Below are 12,977 nucleotides of genomic sequence, written 5' to 3'. Positions count from 1 at the left end.
AACGCAGGGCCTAAACCCTGCGTTTTTCAACTCACCTTACTCAGGCAAAATCTTCAGCGTCACATTTCGCTCAGGCACCAGATAATCTGTGGCGGCCACCACCAGATCTTCTGGCGTAATCTGTTTCAGGATCTTCGTGTAATCCTGATAGCGCTGGATCGCTTCCGGGTAGCTCACTGCCTGACTGGCCAGCTCAAACCACAGCCCGTTGCTGTGCTCGGCGTTGTTCATCGCTTCAAGGATTGGCTGGCGTGCGCGCAGCAGCTCATCCTCCGTGATGTTGCCCGTCACCTGCAACCCTTTGACGATATCCTGATACACGGTCTCCGCCACCTCAACATCGTCTACCTTGAGTGAGCTGGACAGGCCAATGTAGCCGAAGTCTTTGATCGTGTTGGAGTTCAGGTTGAAGGCGTAAGGGCTGTAAGAGGCACCCATCGCCTCACGCAGCTTATCGCGCAAGCGCAGCTCCATCACACCTTGCAGCAGCTGCAGGGTATAGCTCTGCGCTGCAACTGCATCGTCACTGGTCTTCCAGTAATACTGCAGCAGCGCCGCATCCTTGTCGCCCTCGTGCGTCAGAGACACCGCCTGCGCATCAGGAAACGCAATGCCAGCCGCATAGCTGTGCGCAGGAACCTCATAGGTATGCTGCAAAGCGCCAAAGGTTTCCGCAACCGCATCAAGCGCCACCTGAACCTCCAGATCACCCACAATGCCAATTTCCACCGGCCCGTTTTGCGCAATACGGCTGATGATCGGCTTCAGCTCCTCATAATTCCGCTGCAACAGCTCCTCTTCGGTGCCTGTGCCCCAGCGCTTGTCACCGCCATGGAGAATACGTGAGAACTCACGGCCCAGAACAGCCTCCGGCGAAATGCGGGAGTGCTTGTAGGCTTCTTTCAGGCTCTTCTTGTAAAACGCCGCGCCCTCAGGACGATAAGCCGGATCTGTCAGATACGCCGCAATCACCTGCAGCTGCAGTTTCAGATCGTCCGGCGTCGTGCTGTACTGGCCGGAAATGCCATCCTCACCAAAGGAAAGACCAACACCAACCTGTGTTCCGGAAAGAACCTTGTCCAGATCCGCAACCGAGTACTTGCCAAGCCCGCCAACAATAAACGCGCTCTGGAAAAAACCTGCCAAACCATCCTTGTCAGCAGGCAAATCCTCAATACCGTGGCCGGTGCGCAGAGAAACAAACACCTTGCCCTTGTCAAAATCCGTCTGCTTGAAGTTCAGCACCACACCGTTTTCAAAAGTGTAGGAGCGGATCTGGCCAAAGCTGCTGATGGTCTGCTGAGCCACTTTGCCTGTCTCACCAAAGCTCTCATAATCAAAGCTGCTCAGAGCCTTGGCCTCAAAAGCTGCAACTGGCTGCTTCTGGCTTTCTGCAAACACAGAAAGGAGCGTCTCCTCTGCATTTGGAATAGCCTCAGCAGTGGTCATGAAAAGGTTCGGCTTTGCGTTGTCCCAAAGCTCCAGCAGAGCCTTAGAAACCCGCGCTGCTTTCAAGTCAGATAAGTGCTCTTTGAAGAACACCAGATTATCAGCGGATGAAGTGGTAACCCGCTCATTGAGCACATCACGCACCAGAATATTGGCAATGGTCCGGTTTGGCAGCGTCTCTTCTGCTTTCAGGGCAACTTCCAAAGAATTGAGCCGGTCCACCAACTGGCGGTCCACTTCTTCCTGTGTCACGCCATAAGCCAGAGTTTGGCGCAGCTTCTGCTCCAGCAGCGCAAAGCCTTCCCGCCATTTGTCTGTGGCAAGCGTCGCGCTGGCAACAATCGTGTCTGCAAAGTCTTCGTGATAGTAGCTTGTTCCGGCACTCACCATGGTGTCATGAGAAGCAAGCGCTGCATCACGCAGGCGCTCCTGCAAAATGCTGATCCCGATACCGCGCACTGCGTTATCAATGCGGGTCTGTAGATTGTCGACACGTTCCTGAGAAGGCTTGACCAGATAGAGGCTCACCACGGTTGGCAAAGAAGGCTCAACGAAGATGGCTGCACGTGGTTCTTGCGCCACCTGCAGTGTGCCAAAATCAGGTTCTTTGCTGTCCAGCTCTTCTGCATTGGCAGGACGCTTCCAATCCGAAAAGTGTTTTTGAATAGCAGCGTCAGTTGCCTGTACATCAATGTCACCGGTGATCACCAGAGTGGTTCTGCCCGGTGTGTAGTAATTCTGGTAGAAATCGCGCAGCGTGGCCTGATCCATGGCATCAATGCCTTCCATGGTGCCCACTGGCAGTAGGGTGCGTGATTTGATGCCCGGATAAAGGAAGGCAAAACGGGAAACCATCGCGTCATAACCCGGCCCGTAATTGCCGCGAATTTCAGAGGCAACAACCCCGCGCTCACGATCAATCGCATTGTCAGAAAGCGTCAGCTCACTGGCTGTCTCACGCATGATGAACAGGGCCGTATCCAACAGCTCAGCATCGGCGGAGGGCAGGGACAGGCGATAGGTTGTGGTGTTCAACGTGGTTGTTGCATTGGTTCCGGCACCAAAAGCCAGCCCTTCACGTTCCAGCAAGGCAACCATTTCACCTTCCGGCACGTTGGTGGAACCGTTAAACGCCATGTGTTCAAGGTAGTGCGCCGTGCCCGGTTCCAGTGCTTTTTCAAGGGAAGAGCCAGCATCAACCGCCATGCGAACTTCAATCTGGTTCTTCGGTGATTGGCTCTGCACCATCAGATAGCGCATGCCATTGGGCAGTTGGCGTGAGATAACGCGCGGATGCAGCTTCAGATCTGTTTCGGGAAACCATTGTGATTGCTGGGCAGCGGCAGTCGGCTTGGGCTGAGGCGGCGTGGCAGCATCCTGCGCGAAAACAGGAACAGAAAAGGCCAGTCCGGTACTCAGCAGTGCTGGCACCATAAGGTGTCGGATTACATGCATATTTTCTTCCCTGCGTGCCGCCAGAATCGCTTGTTTGCTTTTGTAATGGCGCCCCACGTGTGCTGCTGTTCAACACAGCACAACCCCATGCTTTGCACGCAGTGGATCTGCAAGAAATCCAGTTGTTTGAGTGCGAGCTGAACCCGAGTGTCCCGTAAGAGCTTGGTTTGGCAAAAGCTACATCAGCGTAATTATCATAAACTTCGCTGTTTTTCATATGCTTTTGCTTCATGTTGCTTTTGTGGCAAAGCAGCGCAGGCGGGGACATCAAAAGAGCTCACCCAACAAAAAACGCAGAGCCAAAGCCCTGCGTTTTCTTTGAGTCAGTTTGTCAGGCCGTAATCCATTAAATCGGAAGCTCGCTGACGCCGCCGTTGGCTGCGGACCATTCCAGCGGGTTGTTGAGGAATTTCTCAACTTCATTCAGCTTCTCAGGAGAGAAGTAGTCGTTGGAGCGGCAAACACGCAGGATGTCGTGCCAGGTGGCAAGGTAGTGCAGGTTCACGCCGTGCTCTGCCAGCTTGCCCTTCGTTTCCGGGAAGATGTCGTAGTAGAACACCACCAGCGTGTCGGTCACTTCAGCACCAGCTGTGCGCAGCGCTTCACAGAACTTGATCTTGGAACCGCCATCCGTGGTCAGGTCTTCCACCAGCAGCACGTTCTGCCCTTCGTGGATGTCACCCTCGATCTGCGCGTCACGGCCATAACCCTTTGGCTTCTTGCGTACATACTGCATCGGCAGGGCCATTTTGTCTGCAATCCATGCAGCAAACGGAATGCCAGCAGTCTCGCCACCTGCAATCGCATCAAACTTCTCAAAGCCCGCATCACGCAGCAGAGTTGCTACAGCAAACTCCATCAGGGTGCCGCGAATGCGTGGGTAGGAGATCAGCTTGCGGCAGTCGATATAAACCGGGCTCGCAAGGCCGGAAGCCAGAATGTACGGCTCTTCTGGACGGAAGTTCACCGCCTTGATTTCCATGAGCATTTTTGCGGTCAGTTCCGCCATCACTTCGCGGTCAGGAAAAGAATTGGAAAACATCGCTGTCCCTCAAGTCACAGTAGGTGGTTTAGAGCGTGCTCCCGAAAAGCTGTTCCGGTCCTCGGGAATACGCGCACAAACAAAGATCTGAAACACGGGCGGGGATCTGATGCAGAAGTCGCCCGCGTTCACATCAAAAAAAAGCAGCTTGCCCCGGCCATATTAGGTGCAAACTGCTTTGAAACTTATTTCTCGTTCTCAACCTTCCAGAATATATCAAATCCCGGATTGAAGAGGGTCACCGGCCCTTCCGGCGTCGGAATGTTCGGCGGGTAAACAACCTTCTCATCGGTCTTCACCAGATCAACGGTGGTTGTGTTGGGCGCCATGCCATAAAACGCCGGGCCGTTGAGCGAGGCAAAGGCCTCAAGCTTGTCGAGCGCACCTTCCTCTTCAAACACATGCGCCAGACAGCTCATTGTGTTGAGTGCAGAGAAAATACCCGCACAGCCACACTCGCACAGCTTGTTCTGGTCAAGGTGCGGAGCACTGTCTGTGCCAAGGAAGAACCGTGCATCACCGGAGGTCGCCGCGGCCCGCAGAGCAAGGCGGTGCTTTTCACGCTTCGCCACCGGCAGGCAGTAGAAGTGAGGCTTGATGCCACCGACGAGAAGGTCATTGCGGTTGATGATCAGGTGGTGCGTGGTGATCGTCGCGCCCAGATTGTCACCGCCAGACTTGGCGTAGTTGACACCTTCTTCTGTCGTGATGTGTTCCATCACCACTTTCAGCTTAGGAAACTTGCGGCGGATCGGGTCCAGCACAGTTTCAATGAACACTGCTTCACGGTCAAAGATGTCCACGTCCGGTGTGGTCACTTCACCATGCACCAGAAGCGGCAGACCAATCTCTGCCATCCGCTCCAGAACGCCAGCCACCTTGTCAAAGTTGCGTACACCACTCTGCGAGTTGGTTGTCGCGCCAGCAGGATAAAGCTTCACGGCTGTCACCAGACCAGACTTGGCGGCCTGCTCCAGATCATCTGCATCCGTGGTCTCGGTGAGATAAAGCGTCATAAGTGGAGTAAAGTCGTGGCCTTCTGGCATCGCTGCCAGAATGCGATCCCGGTAACCCTCAGCATCCTGACTGGTGACTACAGGCGGCACCAGATTGGGCATGATAATCGCGCGTCCGAAGTTTGCCGACGTTGATGGCAAAACGGACTTCAACATGTCGCCATCACGTAAGTGCAGGTGCCAGTCATCAGGCCTTCTAATGGTCAGGCGGGTCTCGGTCATCTTCATGCTCCGTGTGGTCGAAAGGCTGCGCGACATCGGTTTACTGCCCAATGCCACCAAATCTCAAGGAAAATCTGCGGTTCGGGAGCATCTCGCACAAATACGTATGCAAGGGAACTGGACCTTCGGGTGAAATGCGCTGCGTAACCAGTCAAAATTAAGGCGGTCATGCAGTTTCTGCTATCCACATCTTCGTGGGTCGAAAGCACCCCGCACAAACCCTGAGCGAATCTACCTGTCAATTCTCGCAGGCAGCCAAGCCCCAAATTTGCATGGATTGATTTGGGTGGTAGATTATCATAATGTTCTTGTTATGTACTAAATTAATTCACTCTTAGTTCTGGTTTTTGAGGGCGAGTCGTTACGGCAGTCTTCGCAGCTTGATCTCTTTCAAATGAAAATCATGTCCATGTCAGTTTCTGCGACCTCCGCCCCATCCGGCTATGCAACTCCCAAGGAGAAGATCCCCTCCTTGCCAACACGTGTCTCCCCTGTTCACCATGGCGCAGGTGAGCAGGGGCGCGTGTATTTTATCGAAGAGGTCATCCGCTCCACCGCCCTTTATGATCTGCTGAAAGTCCTGCGTGATGCGGGGCTGCCAGATGCCTGGCTCGCCTCCGGCGCAATCTACCAAAGCGTCTGGAATGCACTGACGGGCAGGGACGCAGGCCACGGCATCAAGGATTACGACCTGATCTACCATGATGAAGCCGACACATCCTATGAAGCAGAAGACCGCGTCATCAAACAGCTCACCAAATCCTGCGAACCGCTGGGCCTTCCAGTCGAAATCCGCAATCAGGCCCGCGTGCATCTCTGGTTTCCCAAGCACTTCGGCATGGACTACCCCAAACTCGGCTGCTCGCTGGAATCGTTGCTTTACTACGCCTCAACAACCCACTCCGTCGCCGCCCGCCTGCACGACGACGACCGCCTGCAGATCGAAGCCCCCTTCGGGCTGGAGCCTATCTTCCAGATGCAGATGCTCCCCAACAAGGTCCTGCCCAACCAGCAAACCTTCACCCAAAAAGCCACCCGCCTCACCAAGCACTGGCCCGAACTCAAAATAGTCCCATGGTAACCTGAGCGTTTCCCCCCTCAAGACCAACAAGTGAGCCAAAGCCAAAGACACTCTTAACCCACCAAAAACCACCCAAGTTCCCAATCATTCGTTTAAAACAGCGTACGTTTCTCTGTGCCTAAGCCGATGTCTTCCAGTCCCCATGCTAGCGACCTCCGCAAAATTGATCCTCAACATTGTTTACCAACCCCCAACCCACCAATGGATTATCTCATTGGAATCTTTTAGTAGTTAGAAAGAGTAGGGCATGTCCCCGGAAGTCAATCACAGGCTCCCGAAAAAGGACCTGCGCAAGTTCAAGGAAGTAGAGCATCACCAGCGCCTCATTTCAGCGCCTGATGTTCAGGGAATAACCGGTGCAAGCGTTATCAAGGCAATGCCGAAATTAATGCGTCCATCAGCTTTGGCCAATGCCAACCTGGAGTATCTGGACCAGGCAGCCCTCGCGGATCCTCAAGTGACCAGCGAAGACGAACGCACACGCCTCCTCGAACTGGTTCTGCGCTCCAACGCCCACCTGATCGCCGCCATGAAAGGCATCCGATCCCTCCGTCTCCCGGACTGGTGCATCTCCGGCCCCTCCATCGCTTGGCCACTCTGGACAGCACTCAAGGGCAAACCCGCCATGGCAGGCAACCACCAGCTCTACATCACCTATTACGATCCCTCTGATCAAGCGCTGGAAAAAGAAGCCACCTACCTGCGCCACATCCGCCAAGTCCTCAGCGCAGGCCCTTATCAGGTGCACCTGTCCAATCAGGCCGGCCATGTTGTCCATCACGATAAAGACAGCATGAGCAACGGCACGCCTGTCACCTGCACGGCTGAAGCACTGGTACGTGATCCCGTCCAGACTTACGCCCTCGGCATCCGCCTCGAAACCAGCGGTGCGTTTACCGTACTGGCACCCTTCGGCCTCTCTGGCGTTTTCGCTATGAAAATGGAACGCAACACCGGTTACTGCGACGAAGAACACTTCCTCTACAAACTCCGCCGCGTCGAAGCCATGTGGCCGGGGATTGCGTTCAGGTAAGGCAGCTTAAGGCCGCGATTGAACTGGCAAATACCCTTGCTCAATCAGATGCACCGTCAAACCAACAGGGAACGGCAGCGCAATCGCATTCTCATAATCGCAGGCAGAACTTGGTGAGCCATCCGGGCACACGAACTTGCGGAAATCGTCTTCATCCCCGCGGCTTTTCTCGGTTGCCTCGTCAATCGCCGCCATGCCTTCCCCCAAACGCGCACGAACAGCTGCCCAGGCGGCCAGGAACCCGTTCTCTCCCCATAGCGCAGGATCTGACTGGGCCCGTTCTTCCAAGTAGGCCAGTTCTTTACGAAATGCTGATTGATATGCCGGATCCAGATTCACATCCATAATCTCATCGAAGGAGAGCTTCTCAACAAACAGCGGCGCAAAGCTACCCGCATAGGGCGCAAACAGATAAAGGAAGCTGTTGTCTGAGCGCACCAGTTCAACGCTGCCATCGCCGTCCAGATCCTCAAAGCTGTAGCCATAAGCCCCGTCCAGCACGGCTCCTTGAACCATGGCCCAACCGCCATTTCGGTCCTGCGTGATGATATGTTGCTCCACGCAACAATGAGCACCGCCCGTAAAGCGCTTAATAATGACCTGCGGCAGCTCTGTCTCATTGGCGAGCCGGATCAGTTCAACGCTCTGCCCATACTCGGGGTAGTAACTCGGCTCAGTCTCAAACGAAAACACCTTGTCGCGTCCAACCCAACCAGCAACACGCACGTGGGAGTTCTTCGAAAATTCATCATTGGGGTCAGCCTGCTCAACAATGAGGTCCGCATTCACCCGCAGTTTTTCCAGCTCCAGCGTAAAATGTGCCTGATTTTCAAACTCATCGAACTGCCGGTCTCTGTCGGGCCAAACCGTTTCAACATATCGCCGCCCCCGAGAAAGGTAGGCATCTTCTGGCAGTATAGTGTTGAACTCCGCTCTGGCCAGTCGAATGCTCTTGAAGTGCGCTGGGCCAACCACAACGGCAAACCACCCATTGTCCGATCGCACCACGCGAACTTTGTCTTCATAAGCAGTGCCCTGCAAAGCGTCTTTATAACTTTCAGCTAACTGCACGGCCTCAGTGGCATCCTGCCTGCTGGCAAAAACAAGCCATCTCTGACCATCGGAAAGGCTTAGGGCTTCCTGCGAAAATCCAGCCGTCGGCATAGCAAACAATGTGAGAAGAAAGATCAAACACACTCTCAAAAAAGACATAACTCGACTCCAGAGGTGGCAGTCCTGTCGACAATTCAAATGCAAAACAACGGCTCAATCACGAGCGCTGACTTTTTAAGAGTTCAGCACATCTGACTCATCAATCAAACCGGCTAATATCAAAATCCGTTGTTTCCTGCAGAAAACCAATAAATCCATCGACCTGATGTTCCGCGGTCAAGCGCCCTTTTTCGGAGCTCGCGTTCGCTGCATTGCCCACCGTGCCGTGTGGGTTCAGATCAGAGGCGATCCAGCCATAAGACGGCAGCCCGGTTGGGCCAAGGCGGGCATTCTCATCCAGATCCTGCGCAGAAGATCGGAAATCTTGCGCTCTTTGCATATCAACGAGATCCGCCCGGAAGTGCAGCATGAGAGAGGTTTCCTCATCTCCACCATGCAAACCAAACTTCAGCTCTTCCTCGCTGAACATGCCGCCCGGAGCGCCAAAACTGGACCAATGACATTTCCCAACCAGCATCTTGCTACGAATGCGCAGCTCGCGGGCAACAATCCCGATCAGATCAAGATTACCCCCATGAGAGTTGGCGATCACCATCTTCCGAATGCCACAAGCCGCAACAGAAGTGCCAATATCTATCCAGTGCTTGGCCGCGGTATCCGCCCGCAATGATAATGTACCGGGCGCATGAATGTGCTCGTCAGATTTTCCGATGCATTGCAGCGGCAAAATGCGAAAGTCCAGGGCTTCCGGTGCCCGGGCACAAAGCGTTTCCAGCATACCCTGGTTGATATAGGTGTCCACACCAAGGGGCAGGTGAGGGCCATGCTGTTCAACAGAAGCCGTCGGCAAGATCGCTATCGTCCTTTGAGGATCGATACTCTCAAAGTCCGTTGTCTTGAAATCCATCCAATAGCGTCGAGGAAACATAGCAAGCACCTCACTATTTGGTTGCCCTCAAGTATATCTGATCATTGAGCAGAGATGAGGGCTGTTCTCTAGGCTTTGCAAAGGCCTCGGGTCTTCCGTTCAATCACCTTTAGATGTCGGCTTCTCGACGTATCCGTGGAGCTGTCCATATTATAGTGAGCCGCATATCTGGTTTTTACCCAAGGGCTGCAAAGCAAACGTACGCCGCGCAAAATGGTCTTTTTGCCGGGAGTACCCATTAGAAAACTAAGCCATCTTGGAGCCCCGCAGGTGGTAAAAACGGCAAGTTTCTTAATGTTCTGCAAATTTGGCTTGATCGCGCCTTCCTCGGTGAGCCGAAAGGCGACACCCGGCACAAACACTCGGTCCAGCCATCCTTTGATCATTGCTGGCAGCCCATACCACCACGTCGGATAAATGAAGATGAGTGTGTCACACCGTTTCAAAGCGTCAATATGATGCTCAATGCCCTGCTGGTTCTGCGCGGTGTCCAGATAGTTGTCCAGCTCGCTCTTTGTCAAAACAGGTTGAAAATCATCTTCATAAAGATCAATCACATCAAAGCTGATTTGCTGGTGGTTGAGCGTCGTCACCACCTGTTCAAGAACGGCCTTACTGAAACTCTCAGTGTTGGGGTGGCAATAGACGATCAGAGCATGCATGTTTTTGTCCGGTTCAAATGTAGTGCGGTCCATTCAAGCCATATACCAAGGCAGGAGCAAACCAAATTCTCTGTAGCTTCAATCTTCATGATCGCACAAAAACCGTCTAGTTCGTAATCCTCCCTAACTCAGCTGAGATTTTCCATAAGCTAATGACATTAAAGGCCTAACCTCAGTAATCACGAGTATTTGAAAGGCTGACTCTGGGGCCGTTTTATGTAATGCCTCAATATTTACACAATTTTGTATATTTTTTAGTGTGTACTTTCTGAAAGATAAATCAGAAACAGGCTGGCAATCACTTGGAGGAGGTGAGCAGCCAAAAAGAAAAAAGCGAAGTCGCCACACAAAGACAATCGCGCCAATCCTCCCAAAAGAAAAATCTGCGCCCGATGAATGGTGCACTGTGTAACTCATCAAATAAGAAGCAGAACCAATGACGATTCACAGACCTACTCTCCGATCCGTTCAGGCCCCTTCCGCCGTTGTTATGATCCGCCCTTTGTTTTTCAGCACAAGCAAAGATGCTGGGCAGAGCAGTTCTAGAAGTCTTATTGGTGAAGCGCAGGCAGATATTGATTTTGCCGAACAGGCATATGTAGAGATCTCAACCGCAGCCGATGAACTGATCCGGCACGGTGTGGATGTTCATCTGTTTGAGGATAAGTCCCGCGAAACCCCGCATTCAGTGTTTCTGAACAATTGGCTGTCTACTCATGCAGGTGGGTATGTCACAATCTATCCAATGCACGCTGAAAATCGCCGGAAAGAACGCCGTGAAGACGTTATTGATCTGCTAAAAGCAGAATACCGTGTTCAGGATGTCGTCGACTATTCCGAGCTGGAAGAAGAGCAGCAGTTTCTCGAAGGTACCGGCGCAATGGTGTTCGATAATGTCGAGCGCGTTGTTTACGCTGTACCAAGCAATCACGCGGATCGTCAGGCTCTGGAGCAGTTCTGCAATCACTTCAAATATGAGCCTGTTATCTTTGAGGCTCAGGATGCTGAGGGCAATCCTGTTGCCCACACCAACTCTATCCTGTGCATCGGCACCGGTGTGGCGCTGCTCGGCTCAGATATGATTACCGACCCTGCGAAAAAAGCAGAGATCATCACCCGCCTCGAGCAGTCCGGTCGTCAGGTTGTTCATCTGACCAATGATCAGATTGCAGCATGTGCAGGCCGTGCAATTGAGTTGCACAGCAAAACGGAAGGTTTGCTGCTTGCTATGTCTCAGGGTGCTTATGCTTCATTGAAACAGGAGCAGGTCGATCTAATCGAGCAGAGCGCAAAGATCGTCCAGTTGAAGCTGGATACCATCGAGCAAGCAGGCGGTTCAGCCCGCTGTGCCATGGCTGGTATTCACCTGAACCAGCGCGAAACCGAAGTGGAAGCAGAGAAGCTTGTCGAGGCTACTTAAAGTTTCCCTGCTGAGTATCAGTTAAGTCAACAATATCGGTGACCGTCAGAACAGCTGGCGTGTCGCCGTTATTTTTGACCCAGTGCTGAACATTGGAATTCTCGTTGATCACTTCGCCAAGCTTATGAATGACCGGCACACCACATTCATTGCTGTATTCCACAAACTCACCTTCTGTAACCAGCGCCAGAGCTGGCCGGTTTTCATGGCCGTGAAGCAAAACGTGCCCACCAGGTTGAACCGTTATCGTGCGCATGCGCAAGTTATGGTTTGGAATATTGACCTTCTCTTTGCCAAGGTCAATCGCATCCAACTCCTCAGTCTCAACCAGATAGTTCTCCGTGGGGGCACTGTCATCAATTGCGGAGCCTTCTTGTCCCGGAGGGCATTGGCCTGCATATGCGGAAGTAGCTAAACCGGTAAAAAACAGTGTCGCAGTTGCGAGTGCAATGGTCTTCATGGGGCTCTCCGATGTTCCGCGCAGACAATACCCCAACAGAAAACCACAGGTGCCTTCATCTGAAAGCATCCTAAATCACTGGTGAAGCGCTCAGTTAAGAAGCAACGCATCTCTTTCTTGTTCTTTTTGCCTCCATCTTCTTCAGAGACATTTCTAAATGCAGGGGGCGGATAGATTTAAGAAGCGAGAGGATAAGATTGGATACGGTGATAACAAGTTGGACGTATTCACATGCCCCTCATGCGAGGTACGAGTGTCTAGCTCTTCAATTAAGAGCACCGTAGACCGCTTCCTAAAAAGACTGATCTAAACATAGCAGTGTCGCCAAATGCGGTATCTTTCAAACGAACGCACTAAATAACGCAAAAGGTGCAGTACACCCGTTTCCATTTTCGAGCTAACAGTTATGAGCTGCCCCATACACTGTCGACCTATTCAATTGTCAAAGAACTCGGATTGCTCCGCAACGCTTGCAAGTGTTGGGAAAGCATGCAGCGTGTTTTGATCGCGGTCTATTCCTGTAATGTTCTCCCCGAGTCGGTATGGGGAAGGAACAAGGGGGAATGTTTCGTGGGTGAATTAGCGGGAATAACAGCTTGCTTTGAAAGCCGGTTAAACCCTCCCGCTGCGTGAGTTTGATGGGACTAAGTTTTCTTGAATGTGACTGTTGAGAACTTAATCGGCAGATTTCTGCGGGTTGGTTATGTTTTGCACATAGGTTGGTGATGTTTTTGCGTTTTTTTGTCGTTTATAGGTTGACGGTTTGAGGGCTCAGGCCTATAACCCAGCTCATCGAGAGCGACGGCGCTGCCGGCGACGGGACGACGCGCTCTTGAGTTCCTCGAAAGGATTGATCGCTCAGCTCAATCAGAGATGATTGAGTTTGTGAGTGATTTACTCTTTTGAGTGCGGGTGAGAGCCCAGTTCTTTGACAATTGAATATGATATAGAAAGAGAAACGTGGACGGCGGTTATTCGCGGGTAACATTTTCGGATGTTACTGTTACGGAATAACTGACTTGATTTACGTTTTTCA

At 52.5% G+C, this 12,977-nt stretch carries 10 protein-coding genes; 3 read left to right on the top strand and 7 right to left on the bottom strand.

The annotated features are described in order from the left end of the window. Positions 1-36: 36 nt before the first annotated feature. The 3 genes from AC3CB2_RS08495 to pyrC form a co-directional block, all read right to left on the bottom strand. Positions 37-2,904: a M16 family metallopeptidase gene (locus AC3CB2_RS08495; RefSeq protein ID WP_352932987.1), complete on the bottom strand. Its 2,868-nt coding sequence runs from the start codon at positions 2,902-2,904 to the stop codon at positions 37-39. A 346-nt stretch (positions 2,905-3,250) separates the two neighbouring features. Then, positions 3,251-3,946 carry an orotate phosphoribosyltransferase gene (locus AC3CB2_RS08490; RefSeq protein ID WP_014283731.1) on the bottom strand — a complete coding sequence of 232 codons (696 nt, stop codon included), beginning with the start codon at positions 3,944-3,946 and terminating at the stop codon, positions 3,251-3,253. A gap of 185 nt (positions 3,947-4,131) precedes the next feature. Beyond that, positions 4,132-5,184, bottom strand: coding sequence for a dihydroorotase (gene pyrC, locus AC3CB2_RS08485; protein WP_352932989.1), 1,053 nt, complete (start codon positions 5,182-5,184; stop codon positions 4,132-4,134). Between the two features lie 403 nt (positions 5,185-5,587). Between pyrC and AC3CB2_RS08480 the strand changes: the two genes are divergently transcribed. Both AC3CB2_RS08480 and AC3CB2_RS08475 read left to right on the top strand, forming a co-directional pair. After that, positions 5,588-6,265, top strand: coding sequence for a nucleotidyltransferase family protein (locus tag AC3CB2_RS08480; RefSeq protein WP_352932991.1), 678 nt, complete (start codon positions 5,588-5,590; stop codon positions 6,263-6,265). A 247-nt stretch (positions 6,266-6,512) separates the two neighbouring features. Further along, positions 6,513-7,298 (top strand): nucleotidyltransferase family protein, encoded by a 786-nt coding sequence (locus AC3CB2_RS08475; RefSeq protein WP_352932993.1) that lies wholly within the window; start codon positions 6,513-6,515, stop codon positions 7,296-7,298. Between the two features lie 6 nt (positions 7,299-7,304). Here AC3CB2_RS08475 and AC3CB2_RS08470 read toward each other — a convergent pair whose 3' ends face one another. From AC3CB2_RS08470 to AC3CB2_RS08460, 3 genes are all read right to left on the bottom strand, one after another. Next, positions 7,305-8,510, bottom strand: coding sequence for a hypothetical protein (locus AC3CB2_RS08470; protein WP_352932995.1), 1,206 nt, complete (start codon positions 8,508-8,510; stop codon positions 7,305-7,307). 100 nt (positions 8,511-8,610) lie between these two features. Further along, positions 8,611-9,399 (bottom strand): creatininase family protein, encoded by a 789-nt coding sequence (locus AC3CB2_RS08465; protein ID WP_352932998.1) that lies wholly within the window; start codon positions 9,397-9,399, stop codon positions 8,611-8,613. 68 nt (positions 9,400-9,467) lie between these two features. Further along, a complete protein-coding gene (locus AC3CB2_RS08460) occupies positions 9,468-10,094 on the bottom strand; it encodes an NAD(P)H-dependent oxidoreductase (RefSeq protein WP_008548502.1) in 627 nt (208 codons plus the stop codon). A gap of 403 nt (positions 10,095-10,497) precedes the next feature. Between AC3CB2_RS08460 and ctlX the strand changes: the two genes are divergently transcribed. Next, complete coding sequence (gene ctlX / locus AC3CB2_RS08455) at positions 10,498-11,481, top strand: citrulline utilization hydrolase CtlX (RefSeq protein WP_352933000.1); 984 nt, start codon at positions 10,498-10,500, stop codon at positions 11,479-11,481. Here ctlX and AC3CB2_RS08450 read toward each other — a convergent pair. Beyond that, on the bottom strand, positions 11,474-11,941 hold the full coding sequence (locus AC3CB2_RS08450; RefSeq protein WP_352933002.1) for a cupin domain-containing protein: 468 nt from the start codon (positions 11,939-11,941) through the stop codon (positions 11,474-11,476). The two genes, ctlX and AC3CB2_RS08450, sit on opposite strands and share 8 nt — an antisense overlap. Between the last annotated feature and the right edge of the window lie 1,036 nt (positions 11,942-12,977).

The sequence above is a fragment of the Pseudovibrio sp. SCP20 genome (assembly GCF_057774105.1).
The sequence above is the reverse complement of the archived record's forward strand: the minus strand, read 5'-3'. Positions and strand labels throughout refer to the sequence as shown.